Raw genomic sequence first — 19,161 nt, forward strand, 5'->3', positions numbered from 1 at the left:
GAATCTGTGGCGTTGTGATATAGCTTTAATGTTTGTTAAAACTATATCAAATTAAGGACGTTCAACGATTGTTGCAACGCCTTGGCCTCCGCCAATACATAACGTTGCTAACCCAAGTTTTGCGTCGCGTTTTTGCATTTCATGAATAAGTGAAACTAGGACACGTGTACCACTTGCACCAATAGGATGTCCAAGCGCAATTGCTCCACCGTTCACATTTAAAATATCATGATTAAATTGAAGTTCACGATCCACAGCGATTGACTGTGCAGCAAATGCTTCGTTTGCTTCTACTAATTGAACATCTTCTAATGAAACAGCAGCTTTTTCCAGAGCCTTTTTCACTGCGCTTACAGGACCGATTCCCATAATGCTTGGGTCTACTCCGGCAGTTGCATTAGCTTTAATTGACACTAATGGTGTTAGGCCTAACTCGTCTGCTTTTTTACGGCTCATTACCACTACTGCCGCTGCACCGTCATTGATACCAGATGCATTACCAGCTGTTACAGAACCGTCTTTTTTGAAGGCTGGACGTAGTTTCCCTAGACTTTCAGCCGTTGTGCCTGCGCGCGGGAACTCATCTTGTTCAAAAATAGTTACTTGACCTTTTCTTCCAGGCACTTCTACCGGTACGATTTCATCTTTGAAACGACCAGATTGAATAGCTGCTTCTGCTTTTTGCTGACTTGAAGCTGCAAACGCATCTTGTTCGTCGCGAGTAATTTCATATTTATCACACAGATTTTCAGCTGTAACGCCCATATGGTAGTCGTTAAATGCACACCATAATCCATCTTGAATCATGCTGTCAACTACTTTTTGGTCGCCCATTTTAAACCCGTTGCGTGCATTTTTTAATAAGTATGGTGCTTGGCTCATGTTTTCCATTCCACCAGCAACAATCACATCAGCATCCCCAGCAAGAATCGCTTGTGTAGCGAGATGTACTGCTTTTAGTCCTGATCCGCATACTTTATTGATGGTTAATGCTGAAACAGTTTCAGGTAAACCTGCTGCTAAAGTTGCTTGTCGTGCTGGATTTTGTCCTAAACCTGCTTGTAGGACATTCCCCATGATAACTTCATCTACTTCGTTTGCTGATACCCCTACTTTGTTTAAAGCTTCTTTAATTACAGTACCACCTAAAGTTGTTGCGGATACATTTTGTAAGCTTCCCCCAAAGCTGCCGATTGCTGTACGTACAGCGCTTACAATGACTACTTCTGTTTGACCCATGTCGAAAACCTCTCCTTACTGTTTGATTACTGTGATTAACTGTCACCTGTATTAATTTCGACATCGGTTGCGAAATTCCTCTTTTTTTGTAAAAATTTATAATTTTTATTGAATTTTAATTTTTTAGAATTAAAATGAATATTAGTAAGCGTTTACAATGTAGGAGGAGAGCGGTTTATGGGATTTCCTGAAAAAGTAACAATTATAGAAGTTGGTCCACGAGATGGACTTCAAAATGAAAAAAATTTTGTTCCAACTGATAAAAAAATTAATTTTATCAAAAAATTAAAAGAAGCTGGACTATCCGAAATCGAAATTACATCCTTTGTTTCTCCAAAATGGGTTCCTCAAATGAAAGATGCTTCTACTGTTGCAAATACATTTCAGTCTGATACATGCCGAAACATTGTACTTGTGCCGAATCAAAAAGGCTTGGAAAAAGCACTGCAAGCTAATTGCCGCTCCGTTGCGCTGTTTATTGGCGTAAGCGATACCTTTAATCAAAAAAATATTAACAAACACACCAAAGAAGCTGTACAAACGCTGCTTCCTCTCATTCAGCAGCTCAAGCAGCAAGAATGTTTTATTCGAACTTGCATTTCCACCGCCTTTTATTGCCCGTATGAAGGAAAAATACATGAACGCGACGTGCTGGCTCTTTGCGAAAGCTTTGTGGAGGCTGGAGTGAATGAACTAAGCGTTGCCGATACAATTGGCATGGCAAACCCTAAAGATGTATTTTCACTTTTCTCGAAATTAAAACAAAACTTTCCACACACCCTACTTGCTGCGCACTTTCACGATACGAGAGGATTAGCCATTGCAAATATCTATGCAGCTCTGCAAGCCGGTATTAACAGGTTCGATTCATCCGCTGGCGGGGTAGGTGGATGTCCATTCGCTAAGGGAGCAACGGGAAACGTAGCTACGGAAGATCTCGTCTTTATGCTTCATGAAATGGGTATTTCCACTTCTATTAATGAAGAAAAGCTGCTCGAAGCGGTCGATTTTATCGCTCCTCACATTTCAAGACCGATTGAAAGCAAGCAATACTCTTTGTTTGCACAGCGTTAAAAATTAGGTTTTTATGAGAGCGATGCTATAATAAATAATAGCTATATTAACAAAAGGAGCCGCTAATCATGAAAAAATGGCTATTATTAATAGGAAGTGTTTTCGGAGCATTTGCCGCTCTTGGCATCTTTTTTACAAATCAAATGATGTACATCCGTAAAAAGACCGACAAAGTTATTATTGACCGCGATACGGAAGATGGCTTTTATGATGAGAAAGTCTATAGCACTCTTCCTAAAGAAGCATTTGTGCTTCCTTCTTCTTTAGGCTATAACATAGCTGGGACCGTTATTAAACAACACGACAATAACCGATTTATGATTCTTTCGCACGGAGTTACAGTTCATTCACTCAACTCTATGAAGTATGCTCGGCTTTTTCTAAAGCTGGGATGGAACGTCGTTCTTTATGATCATCGCCGCCACGGCAAGTCTGAAGGGAAAACAACGAGCTACGGCTATTATGAAAAGCTGGACCTTCAATCCATTGTTCATTGGGTAAAAGAACAATTCGGTTCAACTATTTCCCTTGGGATTCACGGGGAGTCTATGGGAGCTGCGACCACTCTTTTGTATGCTGGAATGGAAGACGGAGCTGATTTTTATATTGTCGACTGCCCTTTTTCTGACTTGGAAGAACTTCTTGCCTATCGCTTAAAACAAGATTTCCACCTGCCCAAACAGCTTGTGATGCCAGCAGCTAATATTATTTTAAAATGGCGAGAAGGCTACTCATTTAAAGACGTATCACCCATTTCAGTCGTAGATCAAATCAAACATCCTGTTCTGTTTATCCATAGTAAAGAAGATGACTATATTCTTCCTAAAATGACGGAGCAGCTGCATGCCAAAAAAATGGGAGCAAAACGGATGTATTTAGCACCTGTAGGCACTCATGCCCGCTCGTATGCTGATAACCCAGAGGAATATGAACAAGTTATTGAATCATTTTTAGAAAAAATACAAAAAGAAGCGCTTTAAAGCGCTTTTTTTGTTTTATCGATAAATGACATGCGCGGATTTAAAATTTGAGAAGGACATTTTAGCATAAACGTATATGCACTTTCATTGTAGTCAATCGTCATATTATCATCTAAAAATACTTGCTTTGTTTTTTCGACAAGAACAGGAACAAAATTCGTCTCGATGGTTACATCATCGCTCTCTTTTTCATCAACAATCCATAGCGTCGTTACGCCGCTCACGACACAGCCGCATCCATCCGTATCGTATTTTAATTTTAAATATAGTGAAGAATCTTTCCCGTACTTTTCTTGTACTTTTGCTATCGCTTTATCAGTAAAGGTAATATTCATTTTCCTTTAACTCCTTTTAAACTAATTGTATAAACAAACGAAAATTGCTTATATAATGAGTATAATACACATCTCGCTTTCATTAAACTCTGGCGCTTCATATAGATGTGTACAAAAAGGAGGTTTTTCTATGTCAAAAGTACAAATTAAAGTAATGGATAACGGCTCTTTCCGTGTCACTGGAGACGTTGAATTAATTGATGCAGACGGCAACAAATTTGAAACAAAGCCGACATTTTCACTATGCCGATGTGGCCAGTCGCAAAAGATGCCCTTTTGCGACGGAAACCATAAAGGAAAATTCGACTCTTGTGTGCGCGCTGCAAAAATTTTAGACGAGCAGTAGATTTATAGAAATACAGCCTTACTGAACAAAACGGTTAACGAAAAACATTGGTAACCTGTGGTTAAAGCACAGGTTATTTTCTATTAAACGCATCCCCTGCCAATTTTTCTACGAGCCCCGGGGCAAGCTGATACATCTTCGAACCTATATTCATCCACTTAGGCAAGTTGACTTCTCGTTTTGGTTTCCCAATAATATTGACCGTTTTTTCAGCTACGTATTGAGGGGTTAACATAAACTTTTCTACACTTTTTTCATAGTTTCCTGATTGATCTGCTATTGAAAAGAAGTTGGTTTGAATAGGACCTGGATTCACTGCCGTGACATAGATATCTGTTTTCGCTAATTCCATTCGCAGGCTGTTGGTAAACCCTAGCACGGCATGTTTAGAAGCTGAATAGCCACTGGATTTAGGCGTTGCAAGTTTGCCTGCTTGAGAAGCAATGTTAATAATATGTCCTTTGTTTTCTTTTAGCATATAAGCTAAAATTTCTTGTGTACATGCAATTAATCCAATAACATTGACTTGAAACATTGAGGCAATTGTCTTAATCGATGCTTCTTTCACTTCTTCAAATACACCAAAGCCTGCATTATTAATCAGGACATCAACACGCTTAATTTCACTCATCATTTTCTGAACGACTCTTTTGACTTCCTCTACGTTCGCTACGTCAGCTTTATATATGTAAGAGGTAATCCCATACTTTTGACTAATTTGCTCGGCTACTCGGTCCAGCTTTTCTTCTGTACGTGCAAGCAAAACGGGGACGCCCCCTCTTTTGGCCACTTCATAAGCTAAATGTTCTCCAAGACCTCCTGAAGCGCCTGTAATCACGACATATTGGTTCTTTAACGAGGATTTCAAATATAACACACCTTTTTTATAAGTTAAGAGCACACAGAATAAATAAGCTTACTTTCTTTTTCATGTGTACTGATTTTATTTGCATCTTCTAAAAAATCGAGCTGACCAATTGTTTCAGAAAGAGTTAGCCCTAGTTCTTTTTCATAAATAGTAGGAAATAGCTGTTTGCAAATATCAAACGCTGTTTGAGGGCGTTCTTTTATCATGCTAAGCACTTTATCCGCTCGGTCGCTCTGCTTTTGTAACCTCTCTTGTACAAGTTGGCGAACATGTAACACTTCATCTCCATGACCTGTATAGATACAGTTTATCTCTAAGTCAAGGAGACGTCTTAATGAATGATTATATTGAAGAAGCGTTTTAGGTCGCTCGCCGCTTGGTTTCATAGGAGGTTCAATGAGCGGATTAGATGAAATATGCTTTAACAGTAAATCTCCTCCAATCATAACCGCTGTTCTTTCATTGTATAATGCAATATGGCTTTGAGCATGACCGGGTACTTCAAGTACTTTCCAACTCTCTAGGCCCGGAATGTAATCTCCTTCCTGAACAGAAGTTGTAAGAGAACGGTGACATGAATACTTCATTGATGCTTTTAAACGTTTTAAATAAGGGCGAAACCTTTCATCTACGCCGGCTTTCATAAAGTGATCTTCAAAAAACGCATCGTACCACTCAAAAAAATCTGGATTTTGGGAGATCCAAGGCTGATTTTTCGCATGACCGACTATGGCGATATCTTTATCAAAAAAATCAAGCATTCCTACGTGATCAGGATGATGATGAGTTAGGACAACTTGCTTAATATCATCTGGTTTTAATCCTATTTCATTAAGCTTTTCTTTAAATACAGACCACGCTGCCTCCGTCTTAATACCAGCATCGATTAGCGTAACGGTCTGACCTTTTATAACAAAAACATTCACATCTCCTACCGCAAAAGGAGTAGGCAGCACAATTTTATATAATTGCTCATTCATCTGTATTTTTGCTCCTTTACCATCGCATTTTCTTTTAAGTTTACACGATTTTTCCTGTTATTTATACAATTGCATTCGTTTTCTGAAAATTACATTGACATCCCTCTCTTTTTCATTGCATAATGACAGAAATATAGTGAAGTTTTATTCATATCTTTAGATAACTATGCATTTTATAAAGAAGAGATACACAAACAGAAACCTTTAACAGATACTGAAATCTCAGCATCTGTTTTCATTGGATAGCAAATGACTGGAGGAACTTTTAATGAAAACGGATCTAAACATCGCCTTTATTGGAGCTGGATCAATGGCTGAAGCAATGATCTCAGGGCTGCTGTCAGATAAAAAGCTTCGCCCCAATCAAATCACCGTAACAAATCATAGCAACGATAAAAGACTTCACGAACTTCGAAACGCCTATGAAATTAACATTACGCGTAATCATGCCTTGTTAATCGAAAAAAGCGATATCGTCGTGCTTGCTATTAAACCAAAAGACGTAGCGGAAAGCATCGATACGATTAAGTCCTATATTCGTCCGCACCACCTCGTTCTCTCTGTTTTAGCAGGTGTATCGACTGCCACAATTGTAAACTTGTTTGACCAAGAAGTAGCGGTTGTAAGAGCTATGCCAAATACATCGGCCTCTATTGGATTATCGGCTACAGCCATTGCACCCGGCAAGTTTGCTACAGCAGAGCATATGAACGTTACTACTGCTTTATTTGAAACGATTGGTACGGTTACAACTGTAGAGGAAGAGCAGCTTCACGCTGTAACAGGACTATCTGGAAGCGGCCCAGCGTATGTTTACTATCTAGTAGAAGCAATGGAAAAAGCAGCTGAAAAACAAGGCTTGGATACGTCAGTGTCAAATGAACTAATTCTTCAAACTCTTATCGGTGCTGCAGAAATGCTAAAACAGTCACCTAAAACGCCAGCCGTACTTCGAAAAGAAGTGATGAGTCCCGGCGGCACAACAGAAGCAGGAATTGAACAGCTTATTTCTCATAACTTCCAAGAAGCCATGATGCAGTGTATTGAACAAGCTACAATTCGCTCCAAATATTTAGGAGATACGATTGACGAAAAAATCTCGAGTAAACGTTCGTAGAGGTTCACCTCTTTCTAAAAAAAGAAAGAGGTTTTTTTATGATTAAAAATGGATAAGCAGATTATGTGAAAGAAAATTCAAGGCGGTGATATAATAACTTTTGTTTAGAGTATCGAAATAATTGGAGGTTAAACCCAATGACAACAAAACTATTTTCACCTTATACAGTGAAAGATGTAACATTAAAAAACCGAATTGTAATGTCACCAATGTGCATGTATTCATGCGAAAAGGAAGACGGCGTAATAACCGACTTTCATATGGTTCACTACACAACTCGTGCGGTTGGACAAGTAGGTCTCATTATGGTTGAAGCCTCAGCTGTCGTGCCACAAGGTCGTATTTCAGCTCAAGACTTGGGCATTTGGAATGATGAACAAAAAGATAGATTAAAGAAACTTGTGACACAGCTAAAAGAAAACGGTGCAAAAACAGCTATTCAACTTGCACACGCAGGACGTAAAGCAACTGTTGAAGGCGATATTTATGCTCCTTCCGCTATTGCTTTTGATGATAAAAGTAAAAAACCTGTGGAAATGACCACAGAACAAATTCAAGAAACGATTTCTGCCTTTAAAGAAAGCGCTCGACGTTCAAAAGAAGCTGGGTTTGATATTATCGAGCTTCATGCGGCACACGGTTATTTAGTACATCAATTTCTATCGCCGCTAAGCAATAAGCGCAGCGACGAATATGGCGGCAACGCTGAAAACCGCTATCGTTTCTTAAAGGAAATTATTGAAGTTGTGAAAACAGAGTGGGACGGCCCTTTATTTGTCCGTGTTTCTGCTTCTGACTATACAGAAGGCGGATTAACAGTAGATGATCACGTTGTATTTGCAAAATGGATGAAAGAACAAGGCGTCGACTTAATTGACGTTAGTTCCGGTGCTCTGGTACACGCTCCAATCAACGTATACCCTGGCTATCAAGTGCCGTTTGCAGACAAAATCAAACAGCAAGCTAATATTGATACAGGGGCTGTTGGATTAATTACAACTGGACGACAAGCAGAAGAGATTCTGCAAAGCGAACGCGCTGATTTAATTTTTGTTGCGCGCGAACTTCTGCGCGATCCGTACTTCCCGCGCACGGCGGCAAAAGAACTAAATGAAACAATTTCAGCACCCGTTCAGTACGAACGCGGATGGTAAAAAAAGACGAGGATATCCTCGTCTTTTTTTATGAAATCGTAAACCGTTTCAAGTCTTCTGCTATGTCGGTATTCGGAAAAATTTCTTTTGCTCCTTCTGCTAGCCGGCTGACTGCGTCTCCTTGGTAACGCGAACTAATATGAGATAAAATAAGACGCTCGGCCGATGCTGTTTTAGCAATTTCAGCGGCTTCTTTTGCAGTGGAATGAAAATAGTTGTAAGCAAGCTCCTCGTCTCCCGCTGCAAAAGTAGCTTCATGGACTAACACATTCGCATGCATAGCAAGCTGAACACTTTGCATGCACTTTCTTGTATCTCCTAAAACCGTGATAACCTTCCCTTTTTTAGGCTCTCCTACAAACTCTTGTCCATTAATAAGGCGCCCATCTTTTAATACTACTTCTTTCCCTTCTTTTAACTGCTGATAGTGAGGCCCTGGGGGAATATTCATCTCTTTTAAACGCTGAACGTCCAGTGATCCTGGCAAATCTTTTTCGACAACTCGATATCCATAAGATAAAATGCCATGTTCAAGCTTGCCAAATTCCACTGAAAAAGTTTCATCTTCAAAAATCGTTCCACTTTCACTTTCCTCTTCTATTTCAACAATCTCTAGAGGATATTGCAGATGAGTTTGACTTACAGCCAGCGTGACTTCAATAAATTCTTTAATTCCTTTTGGCCCGTATACAGTAAGCAGCGATTCTCCGCCTTGAAACGAACGGCTTCCAAGGAATCCAGGCAATCCGTAAATATGATCACCGTGAAGGTGCGTAATAAAAATTTTCTCAATTCGCCTTGGTTTAACGGTTGTATGTAAAATTTGATGCTGCGTTGCTTCTCCGCAATCAAAAAGCCACACCGCCCCTCTTTCTTGCAAAAGTTCGAGCGCAAGAGATGAAACATTCCGCTGTTTCGCCGGTACTCCTGCACCCGTTCCTAAAAATAACAATTCCATTTTCTACTTCCTCCTTCACACGCACAAAAAGCCTGTAAGTATATTATACAGGCTTTTTGCAAACTTACCTATTTGATGCTGTCAAGCGCATACGTAATAGTAGCTAATAACAGCTCAATATCACTTTCCTCAATGTTGAGCGGCGGCGAGAGCGTGAGAACATTATTATAGCCGGCCACCGTTGCTCCATTTTTCCCAATAATGACTCCTTTGCTTTTGCATTTAGCAATCACTTCATTTACAAGATTAACGTCTAACGGTTCCTTTGTTTGTTTATCAGCTACAAGTTCAATTCCAATTAAAAGCCCTTTACCTCTTACGTCTCCAACATATGGGTGGCTATCAATAAGCGGCGTTAGCTCACTTAATACGTAAGCCCCGAGCTGTTTAGAACGGCCAAAAAGATTTTCTCTCTCCATAATTTCTAAATTCTTTAATGCCAGTGCACACGCAGCTGGACTTCCTCCAAATGTATTAACATGGCGAAAATACTCGTACTGATCGCTATCTTTGAACGCTTCATAAATTTCTTTTTTAACAGCAGTTGCAGAGAGCGGAAGATATGCGCTTGTAATTCCTTTTGCCATGGTAATGATATCTGGTTTTACATCGTAATTCATAAAACCAAAGGCTTCCCCTGTACGTCCAAAGCCGCAAATAACTTCATCTGCAATTAAAAGTGCACCGTGTTTTTCACACGTTTCTTTTACGCCTTTCATATAATTTTGAGGCGGTAAAAGAATTCCTCCTCCTGTAATAATTGGCTCCATAATAACAGCGGCAATCGTTTCACTTAGCTCCCACGTCATAACATTGTCAATATCTTTTACAGATTGAAGCTTCTCTTTCGGTGCATCGTAGTCATCTTGCCCTCGGTACGAATCAGGCGGGGCAACGTGAATGAAGCCAGGGGCAAGCGGTTCATATTTATATTTACGCTGAGCTTGGCCCGTTGCTGCTAGTGCGCCCATTGAATTTCCGTGATACCCTCGATAACGCGAAATAAATTTGTAGCGAGAATGCTCTCCTTTTTGCTGATGATACTGACGCACAATTTTAAAAGCCGTTTCATTTGCTTCAGATCCGCTATTTGAAAAGAAGATAACATAGTCATCACCTAGCATTTCATTTAGCTTCTCTGCCAGTTTGATAGCAGGTACGTGAGATTGAGTGAGTGGAAAATAAGCCAGTTCTTTTAGCTGCTCATAAGCTGCTAGCGCTAACTCATCCCGTCCATACCCAGTATTTACACACCAAAGCCCTGCCATTGCATCTAAATAGCGATTTCCTTGTTCATCTGTAATCCAAGCACCTTTTGCTTTTGTAGCTACCATCGTTGCATCCGGACTGTATGGTTTCATTCCATGCCATACATACTGCTCATCTTTTGCACGCAGATCTTTTTCATTTTGACTGACCTGTACCATCTTATCCACTCCCAAATCGCTAGCGCGGTATTTTTTTCTGTATGAAAAGACTTCGACAAAATGCCGAAGCCACTTGCTATATTCATCTATATGTTAAAAGTCAAAGCGTGATGTAACCATCTTTTTACGTGTAAAGAAGTTCAAACCGTCTTTGCCGTTGACATGCAAATCTCCGTAAAAAGAGTCTTTCCAACCGGAGAATGGGAAGAAGGCCATTGTAGCAGGTACTCCTACGTTAATACCGAGCATACCCGCATCTGCTTCCTCTCTAAATTGACGCACCGCTTTTGCATCTTTTGTATAAATCGTTGCTCCATTTCCAAAACGGGATTTTTCCATATAGCGAAGTGCTTCATCTAATGTGTCAGCGCGAAGCAAGCTTAGTACAGGTGCAAAAATCTCTTCTTTAGCAATGGTCATATCAGGAGTTACGCGGTCAAAAATTGTTGCCCCTAAGAAGTTGCCTTCCGTATGCTCATCCATTTCTTTACGTCCGTCACGAATGAGTTCCGCCCCTTCTTTCATGCCAAGTTCAATATAATCCAGCACTTTATCACGGTGCTCTTTTCGAATCACAGGCGTTAGAAGCACTTCATCATCAAAGCCGCTTCCCATAATTAATTCATCTGCTTTTTGCTTTAATTTTGCGACGAATTCATCGCCTTTTTCACCAACCACGACCACGGCGCTGCAAGCCATGCATCGCTGGCCGGCACTTCCATAAGCCGAGCTGATAATATGTGATACCGCTTTATCCATATCGCAGTCTGGCATCACAACATGATGATTTTTAGCTCCAGATAAAGCCTGAACTCGTTTCCCTTGAGCAGCTGCTTGTTCATAAACATATTTTGCTACCGGCTGCGATCCGACGAATGAAATCGCTTTAACTTTTTCATGCTCTATTAATCCGTTCACGACATCGTGTGCCCCGTGCACAATATTTAATAATCCATCCGGTGCTCCTGCTTCTGTAAAAAGTTCAGCAAGTCGCGTTGCTAAAAGCGGCGTTCGCTCAGACGGTTTTAATACAAACGCATTTCCACATACAATTGCAAGAGGGAACATCCAAAGCGGTACCATCATCGGAAAGTTAAAAGGTGTGATGCCGCCAACGACACCCAGTGGAAAACGGAACATCTCAGAATCAATTTCTTCCGCTATGTTATTTAATGATTCCCCCATTAATAAAGTAGGAGCACCCGCGGCAAACTCCACGCATTCAATACCGCGCTGTACTTCACCGTAAGCTTCTTTGAAAGCCTTGCCGTTTTCTTGTACAACTAATTTAGCTAACTCTTCATGATGCTTAACTAGTAAATGCTGAAACGCAAACATTAATCTTGCTCGTTTTGGAGCAGGAACGTTACGCCATGTTTCAAATGTTTTTTGCGCTGTTTCCACCGCATTGGCTACGTCTTCTTTTGTAGAAAGCGGTACTTTTGCAATTATTTCGCCCGTCGATGGATTAATTACCTCTCCAAATTTTTCCCCTGCCGTATCAACCCATTTTCCGCCCACGTAATTTTTTAAAACTTGCGTATCATTATTCACAACTGACATATCGCTTGGCCTCCTCAAAAAATAAGAAATGACAAATCTACCTTTATTATTGAATAAATAAATGGTGGTTGCATTAGACAAAATGTGAAACAACTCTAGATTCTCGTTTCACATTTTGCGCAGTGAACTCGAAGAAAGCATGAACTAAAATGAACATATAGTAAAATCAGCCTCAACATAAAAAAACAGCTGTTTCCAGCTGCTTACTTATCCGTTTATAAATTCCGCGCGCGACTTTTTCATCATAAACAAATATTCATATGCCATAATCATAAACTCAATTGCCAGTCGTTTTTCCGGCTCCATAAAGTCTTCACCCAGCAGCTTTTCTAGTTTTTCAATACGGTGATACAGCGTTTGCCGGACAATGTATAAACGCTTAGCCGTCTCTTGTTTAGAACCGTTGCATGCTAAATAAATTTTTAATGTTTCCATGAGTTTTGCATTATACGTTTCATCATATGTAATAACGGGCTGCAGATATTCAAACACCACTTCCTGTAAGTCTTCATGCTGATGTAAAAGCGAAATAATCCGGTACATATGCAAATCATCATAAAAATGAATAATGGTTTGTTTTTGCAGCATTTCTTGAATCGAAATTGTTTCTTTAGCCGTTTCATAGCTTTTATGCATGCAGTCAAGCTGTTCACAGTATTGGCCAATTCCGATAAAGCTAATGGCGTTCCTCTTTGAATTTTCATCCGATTCATATTGATTCATCCAGCGATGAAGGCTGTTTTCTAATCTCTCTCTCCACGTGCTAACCATTCGTTTGTTCAAAAGAATAAATAATACTTCGCGATTTCGCTCGGAGACTAATAAGTGAAAGCCTTCTTGTTCAAAAATGCTTCGCAAGATCAGCTTAAAATACGTTCGATCAAACTTCTCCCGCCTTTGCCACTTACAGCAAACAACGACACCTCCGCGAATAGGCGAATCTGAACACACTTCGTGCATAGAGTCTTTTATTTGTTCAAGAGTTAACTCTCCGTTCATCCATTTCGTCATCCATTCGGTTTCATCTACTCTTTTTTTCTCTTCGACATACAGGTCCTTCAAAAAATGCTGAGCAAGTGCAGTCGCCGTTCGGTCAACGGTGAGCACTTCAAGTTCTGTTAAGGCTTCATTTATAGAAGCAACATACAGCTGAGCATAATCTTGTCCTAATAAATGAATAGGCTGCTCAGTAAAATGCGGACTTTCATTTTCCCTGCTTATATAATGAAGTAGAAGCTGCTGTTTGAGCAAGTCCATCTCCGGAGCAAAGGTAAGCAATTCATTTGAAACTTTAAGGCCGACAAGAAGCCCCGTAGATTCATATAAACACTGTAAGATGACGGCTGGGTCATTAACTGTTAACAGCAGCTGATTTAGCCTATGAGAATACTGTTCTAAATCGGAAATCATTTGATAGTGCTGATTAATTAAAAGCGAGTGAACATCTTGTGTAATTTCAACGAACGGAACTTCCTCGTGAAATAAAATAATCGGAAAATCACATTCGTTCGCTTTATCAATAACAATTTGCGGAATCTTAGAAGTATAAGTGCCAAGTTCAATACACAGTCCTGATGCCTTACAAGAAATTAATTGCTGAAGAAATGATAAACAAGATTGAGAATCTTCTCCCCAGCCTACCCCTGTTGATAAAATGAGCTCGTTTCCTTTTAGCAGCTCATTAATGCGCGTCACTTCCATCACGTGCACCCACTTCACAGAATTAGCAAGCCCTTTCTCTCCAGCTATTACTTCACAGTTTACAAAATGTTTCCTTGTTAAAATCTCTGTTACTGTTAAATATGATTTCAAGTCAACACCGCCCCTAGCGAATTTCACATCATGTCTCCTGGATCATTAACGCGTATTTCGCATATGTGTAGAACAAAAGCTATATCTTCTTACATTATATTAAATATTTAGAAGAAATAAAATATTTAATAAAAGAAACGAAAAAAGCTGTAACGATAATGGATCGTTACAGCTTCTGAGCTGTTTGCTGTAATTTATTAAAAAAACCGTGGCGTTTAACCGCTTGTTCTTTAATTCGGTGAATTTCTTTTTTATAAAAACGCAAATCTTGTAGTGACACTGCATTTAACATTTCCATTTTTAATTTATCAATAATTTTTGTTTCTTCCTGTGTCATACACTGCGTAGCTTGATCCATCCGTGTCACACCCTTTTCGTATTTAATAGATTTAGTTTGAAAACGTTCTACTATAATATTTACTACAATTTACTAGATAACTAAACCTTTTCTCTTTCGATGTAAACGAAATGTAACAACTGTAATACAGTGAATGGATAATATCTAGTTATTTTGTTTCACATCCAAAACGAAAAAAACACAAAAACGGATCACTTTTGTCAGCCAATATAGTAAAAAACTTATAGGTATTAGTAAACAAATAAAGAGATTGAAACATGATTAAATTACTCCAATCAACAGCCAGAAGCACCTACATACATGAAATCTACGTTCACCCTACCAATAAAAAAATCCGAACGATTCATCGTTCGGATCTTCCTTCAGCTAAAATAATTTTGTCCCAGCCTTCGTTTTTATACTTGTTGAATCAGTACGGATGAAAAATATTTTCTAGCATCCGCCGTCAATATATGAAGGGTTTCTTGTTCGGCTTGGTTATTTTCGGTGCGTTCAAACGTCACAAATGCCCCGCTTAGATTCTCTGTTACGGCTGTTATTTTGAATCCTTTTTGCAGCAAAAAATCAATCTTTTCTCGCTCTGCCATATATTCATGGTAACTTGACATTTCCCTGCCCCCGATCTATTTCTTCATCTGTTTTTATAACATTAATTTTTCAGCTTCGTTAGCCGTGTTTAACTCATTAAACTTTGCTCGTTTTGTAAATTGTCCGTAGCCTTTTTGACCGACAAACTGCTTATCTTTTACAACAAATTCCCCGCGGCAAAGTACTGAAACCGGCTCACCTGTGACTTTCATTCCCTCAAATGCGCTATAATCGACTGCCATATGATGCGTGTTTGCTGAAACCGTACGTTCAACAGAAGGGTCAAATATAAGCAGATCCGCGTCTGCGCCAACCGCTATTGTTCCTTTTTTCGGGTACAGTCCGAACAGCTTAGCAATTTTTGTTGATGTTATATCAACAAACTGATTTATATTAATTCGTTTCTTCACTACTCCTTCTGAAAATAAAATACTCATGCGATCCTCGATAATAGGACCTCCGTTTGGAATCTTCGTAAAATCTCCTTTTCCCAGATCTTTTTGACCGTTAAAATCAAACGAACACTGATCTGATCCAATCGTTTGCAAGTCGCCATTACGCAGAGCATTCCACAAAACATCTTGGTTCCACTTTTCACGTAAAGGCGGCGACCATACGTATTTTGCTCCTTCAAAATTCGGTTTTTCTAAATAGGTTTGGTCAAGCGTCAAATACTGCGGACACGTTTCGCCCCAGATATTTACGCCTTTTTCCCTTGCTTCAGCAATCTTTTTAACCGCTTCAGCGCACGACACGTGAACAACATAGAGCTGTGAGTCAGCCAGCTCCGTTAGCACCGCGGCTCTTCCCGTAGCTTCTCCTTCTATTTCTGGAGGACGAGTCAGTGCATGATAGATAGGATCGGTTTGTCCTTGTTCTAGTGCTTGTGCCGTTAAATACTCAATAACATCTCCATTTTCAGCATGTACCATTACAAGCGCCCCTAGTTTTTTAGCTTGCACTAGCGTTTGATAAAGGGTAGCATCGTCTGCTTGAAAAACATTTTTATAGGCCATGAACACTTTAAAAGAAGTAATTCCTTCTTTTTCAATAATCGTAGGAAGCTCATTTAATACATCTTCCGTGATTTCGCCAATCATTAGATGAAAGCTATAATCGATAGCCGCTTTTCCTTTTGATTTTTCATGCCATGTGCCGATCGCTTTTTGCAGCGGTTCGCCTTTATTGGTTAAGCAAAAATCAATAACAGTTGTCGTACCTCCAAAAGCTGCTGCTCTTGTACCTGTTTCAAAGTCATCTTTTGTAACGGTGCCTCCAAACGGCATATCTAAATGAGTATGAGGATCGATGCCTCCTGGAAATACATAGTTGCCTTTTGCATCAATCACTTCACAGCCCTGCTCTTCAAATGCCGAGCCAATTGCCGAAATAACTCCATTTTCAATTAAAATATCGGCTTTATACGTATCTGTTGCTGTGACTACCACACCATTTTTAACGATTTTCTTCATTTCTTCATCCCCTTTGTCTTTATACATCTAATCGCTGTGCAGCCGTCGCTTGTAAAGCAGCTTGGCGTTCATTCCACGTCATTGGAGGCTGTTCATTCGGTAATTCAACCATGGATATAGCCCCGTCCACCGGACATACAATCGAACATAAATTACAGCCTACACAATCTTCTTCTCTTACTTTTAAATAAGATTTCCCTGAAGGGTCTTTCAGCATATCAATACATTGGTGAGAAGTATCTTCACAAGAAATATGACACTTATTGCAGTTAATACACGTATCCGGATCGATGCGAGCCACTACTTTATAATTGAGATCTAAGTTGCCCCAGTCGGAATATTTTGAAACGGCTTTCCCTACAATATCACTTACTTTTTCGATTCCTCTTTCATCCAAATAATAATTGAGACCTTGAATCATATCCTCTACAATGCGGAACCCGTGATGCATAGCAGCTGTACATACTTGCACACCTGTAGCACCCATGAGCATAAATTCGACGGCTTCCTGCCAGTTCGAAACGCCTCCCATACCTGATATTGGAACGTTAATAAACGGACTTCTTGCACATTCAGCGACCATATTTAATGCAATCGGCTTAACAGCCGGGCCGCAATAACCTCCGTGAGCGCCTTTTCCTGCTACGTGTGGAATTGTATTCCATGAATGAATGTCTACTCCTGCTAAACTATTAATAGTGTTAATCATGCTCACAGCGTCAGCACCGCCTCGAACCGCTGCTTCTGCTGTAACGGTGATATCTGTGATATTTGGGGTTAATTTAACAATAACCGGCGTTTGGGCAACTTCTTTAGCCCAATGCGTTTGTTTTTCAACCAAATCAGGGACTTGCCCAGAGGCAGCACCCATCCCTCGTTCTGCCATTCCATGCGGACAGCCAAAGTTCAGCTCTAATCCATCCACTCCTACGTCTTCTACTTTTTTGACAATCTCATGCCATTTTTCTTGCTGAGGTTCTACCATAAGAGAGGCAATAATTGCGTGGTTAGGAAACTTCTTTTTCGTTTCATAGATTTCCTTCAAATTAACTTCAAGCGGACGATCGGTGATTAACTCAATATTATTAAAGCCGGCTACGCGCTGACCGTTGAAGCCAACGGCAGCAAATCGAGAGGAAACATTTAAAATCGGATCACCAAGCGTTTTCCAAACTGCGCCTCCCCATCCTGCTTCAAATGCACGCTGCACTTGATAACCTGAATTGGTTGGCGGTGCGGATGCCAGCCAAAACGGATTTGGTGATTGAATACCTGCTAAATTTGTTGTTAAATCTGCCATAGATTTCTCCTCCTCCTGATTTTAAGCTGTTTCCATTGTTTCTTTTGTTAACTGCATATGAATATTTAACGCCGTTTGTTTTCCTTGCTGAGCAGCGGTCACAACCATTGCTTCTCCTTGCCCTTTACCAAAAATAACGTCTCCGCAAGCAAATACTTTTGGATTTGAAGTTTGAAACGTCTCTTGATTAATTAAGACAACTCCGTCTTCATGATGCAGCTGGAATTGTTGAATCAAAGACAGGTACCGTTCTTGACCAATTGCTTTAACAACAGCATCGACTGGAATGGTAAATGTTGAACCTTCAACAGGAACAGGCTTCCTGCGGCCGTCTGCATCTGGATCTGTTAGGGTCATTTTTACACATTCAATCCCGCTCACCTTACCATTTTCATCTCCAATAATTCGTATAGGAGCCGTTAACCAGCGGAATTCAACACCATCTTGTTTCGCAAATTCAAATTCAAAATCATAAGCCGTCATTTCTTCTCGTGTACGACGGTATAAAATTTGAACATTTTCAGCCCCCAAGCGCACGGAACACGTAGCACCATCAATCGCAGTATTTCCCGCGCCAATGACGGCAACACGCTTACCCACAAATTCTGTTGATAACGCTTCTGACTTCGTTTTTTTCACAAAATCAATCGCGTCATACACACCGTCTAGCTCTTCACCTTCAACATGTAGAGAAGGCACCTTGCTCATACCAATAGCTAATACAACCGCGTCATACGACTGCAGCAATTCACTTGGAAGAATATCTTCTCCAATTCTTACGTTTGTTTTAATTTTTACATCTAAGCTTTTTACTTGTTCAACTTCCCAGAATGAAATCGCTTGAGGAAGACGAAACGACACGATTCCATATGTATTTAACCCTCCTGCTTGTTTTTCCGCTTCAAAAATGGTTACGTCATATCCAAATCGCGCCAGTTCTCTTGCTGCAGAGAGACCCGCCGGACCTCCACCAACAATTGCTACCTTTTTGCCGTTTGCTCTTCCTTTCTCAAACAGCACCTGTTCATTTTGAATAGCCCAATCCGTTGCGTAGCGCTGCAAATTTCCAATCATAATTGGTTTGGTTGAGTGGTTAAGTACACACGCTCCTTCACATAGTTCATCGGTTGGACAAACTCTCGAACAGCTTGCTCCTACGGGATTAGAAGACATAATCGTTTCGGCAGACCCCTTTAAATTGCCCGATGCAATTTTTTTAATAAACGTCGGGATGTCAATTCCTGTAGGGCATGCCTGAATACAGGGTGCATCATAACAGTACAAACATCGATTAGATTCTTCGACTGCTTCTCTATTTGACAACCCTTTTTCTACTTCATTAAAGTTTTGAATGATGGACTGCAAACTTTCCTGTGATCGCATTGCATCAACCTCCCAAGGATATCTGTTGATAAAACTAAAATTGAAAGCGCTTACATATTTTTTATATACGTTATTTTCAACTTTTACTTTGGTAAAATGTATTACTAACTTTATTGTACAAAACGACCGTCTTTTCTTCATTATACATTATGTTAAAAAATTCAGACTATTTACTATTCACTATGTAAAAAGCCTTGCTTTTATATA

The 19,161-nt window shown here is 39.9% G+C and carries 18 protein-coding genes; 5 read left to right on the top strand and 13 right to left on the bottom strand.

The genetic code is table 11. From position 1 onward, the window contains the following. Positions 1-51: 51 nt before the first annotated feature. Entirely contained in the window at positions 52-1,239 is a 1,188-nt protein-coding gene (locus JNUCC25_RS22120) for an acetyl-CoA C-acetyltransferase (RefSeq protein WP_013059090.1), read from the bottom strand. Positions 1,240-1,416: 177 nt separating this feature from the next. On the opposite strand from JNUCC25_RS22120, the gene JNUCC25_RS22125 reads away from it, so the two are divergent. Continuing rightward, a complete protein-coding gene (locus JNUCC25_RS22125; RefSeq protein WP_013059091.1) occupies positions 1,417-2,313 on the top strand; it encodes a hydroxymethylglutaryl-CoA lyase in 897 nt (298 codons plus the stop codon). A gap of 68 nt (positions 2,314-2,381) precedes the next feature. After that, positions 2,382-3,293, top strand: a complete 912-nt coding sequence (locus JNUCC25_RS22130) for an alpha/beta hydrolase (protein ID WP_064472112.1) — start codon at positions 2,382-2,384, stop codon at positions 3,291-3,293. Here the strand turns inward: JNUCC25_RS22130 and JNUCC25_RS22135 are convergent. Further along, entirely contained in the window at positions 3,290-3,628 is a 339-nt protein-coding gene (locus JNUCC25_RS22135; protein WP_064472113.1) for an iron-sulfur cluster biosynthesis family protein, read from the bottom strand. The genes JNUCC25_RS22130 and JNUCC25_RS22135 overlap by 4 nt on opposite strands. Before the next feature lie 130 nt (positions 3,629-3,758). On the opposite strand from JNUCC25_RS22135, the gene JNUCC25_RS22140 reads away from it, so the two are divergent. Beyond that, a complete protein-coding gene (locus JNUCC25_RS22140; RefSeq protein WP_013059094.1) occupies positions 3,759-3,974 on the top strand; it encodes a CDGSH iron-sulfur domain-containing protein in 216 nt (71 codons plus the stop codon). 73 nt (positions 3,975-4,047) lie between these two features. Here the strand turns inward: JNUCC25_RS22140 and JNUCC25_RS22145 are convergent, their stop codons facing one another. Both JNUCC25_RS22145 and JNUCC25_RS22150 read right to left on the bottom strand, forming a co-directional pair. After that, positions 4,048-4,842: an SDR family NAD(P)-dependent oxidoreductase gene (locus tag JNUCC25_RS22145; protein WP_064472114.1), complete on the bottom strand. Its 795-nt coding sequence runs from the start codon at positions 4,840-4,842 to the stop codon at positions 4,048-4,050. Between the two features lie 23 nt (positions 4,843-4,865). Beyond that, positions 4,866-5,822, bottom strand: coding sequence for an MBL fold metallo-hydrolase (locus JNUCC25_RS22150; RefSeq protein WP_029320282.1), 957 nt, complete (start codon positions 5,820-5,822; stop codon positions 4,866-4,868). Between the two features lie 268 nt (positions 5,823-6,090). Here JNUCC25_RS22150 and proI point away from each other — a divergent pair, with 268 nt between their 5' ends. Further along, complete coding sequence (gene proI / locus JNUCC25_RS22155) at positions 6,091-6,939, top strand: pyrroline-5-carboxylate reductase ProI (protein ID WP_013059097.1); 849 nt, start codon at positions 6,091-6,093, stop codon at positions 6,937-6,939. A gap of 137 nt (positions 6,940-7,076) precedes the next feature. Continuing rightward, positions 7,077-8,093: an NADPH dehydrogenase NamA gene (namA, locus tag JNUCC25_RS22160; RefSeq protein ID WP_078082162.1), complete on the top strand. Its 1,017-nt coding sequence runs from the start codon at positions 7,077-7,079 to the stop codon at positions 8,091-8,093. Between the two features lie 28 nt (positions 8,094-8,121). On the opposite strand, the gene rnz is transcribed toward namA, so the two are convergent. The 9 genes from rnz to JNUCC25_RS22205 form a co-directional block, all read right to left on the bottom strand. Continuing rightward, the gene (rnz, locus tag JNUCC25_RS22165; protein ID WP_078082163.1) at positions 8,122-9,051 is read right to left on the bottom strand and encodes a ribonuclease Z; all 930 of its coding nucleotides are present in this window, start codon (positions 9,049-9,051) and stop codon (positions 8,122-8,124) included. A gap of 68 nt (positions 9,052-9,119) precedes the next feature. Continuing rightward, the gene (locus tag JNUCC25_RS22170; RefSeq protein ID WP_013059100.1) at positions 9,120-10,478 is read right to left on the bottom strand and encodes an aspartate aminotransferase family protein; all 1,359 of its coding nucleotides are present in this window, start codon (positions 10,476-10,478) and stop codon (positions 9,120-9,122) included. A 93-nt stretch (positions 10,479-10,571) separates the two neighbouring features. Further along, entirely contained in the window at positions 10,572-12,041 is a 1,470-nt protein-coding gene (locus tag JNUCC25_RS22175) for a CoA-acylating methylmalonate-semialdehyde dehydrogenase (RefSeq protein WP_057274004.1), read from the bottom strand. Positions 12,042-12,248: 207 nt separating this feature from the next. Beyond that, complete coding sequence (locus tag JNUCC25_RS22180) at positions 12,249-13,880, bottom strand: PucR family transcriptional regulator (RefSeq protein ID WP_035438730.1); 1,632 nt, start codon at positions 13,878-13,880, stop codon at positions 12,249-12,251. Positions 13,881-14,019: 139 nt separating this feature from the next. Then, on the bottom strand, positions 14,020-14,211 hold the full coding sequence (locus JNUCC25_RS22185; RefSeq protein ID WP_013059103.1) for a hypothetical protein: 192 nt from the start codon (positions 14,209-14,211) through the stop codon (positions 14,020-14,022). A 395-nt stretch (positions 14,212-14,606) separates the two neighbouring features. Continuing rightward, positions 14,607-14,819 (bottom strand): hypothetical protein, encoded by a 213-nt coding sequence (locus tag JNUCC25_RS22190; RefSeq protein WP_013059104.1) that lies wholly within the window; start codon positions 14,817-14,819, stop codon positions 14,607-14,609. Positions 14,820-14,852: 33 nt separating this feature from the next. Further along, the gene (gene hydA / locus JNUCC25_RS22195; RefSeq protein ID WP_013059105.1) at positions 14,853-16,271 is read right to left on the bottom strand and encodes a dihydropyrimidinase; all 1,419 of its coding nucleotides are present in this window, start codon (positions 16,269-16,271) and stop codon (positions 14,853-14,855) included. A gap of 19 nt (positions 16,272-16,290) precedes the next feature. Beyond that, a complete protein-coding gene (gene preA, locus JNUCC25_RS22200) occupies positions 16,291-17,571 on the bottom strand; it encodes an NAD-dependent dihydropyrimidine dehydrogenase subunit PreA (protein ID WP_013059106.1) in 1,281 nt (426 codons plus the stop codon). Positions 17,572-17,592: 21 nt separating this feature from the next. Next, positions 17,593-18,954, bottom strand: a complete 1,362-nt coding sequence (locus JNUCC25_RS22205; protein ID WP_053487727.1) for an NAD(P)-dependent oxidoreductase — start codon at positions 18,952-18,954, stop codon at positions 17,593-17,595. Between the last annotated feature and the right edge of the window lie 207 nt (positions 18,955-19,161).

It is taken from the genome of Priestia sp. JNUCC 25, assembly GCF_053667915.1.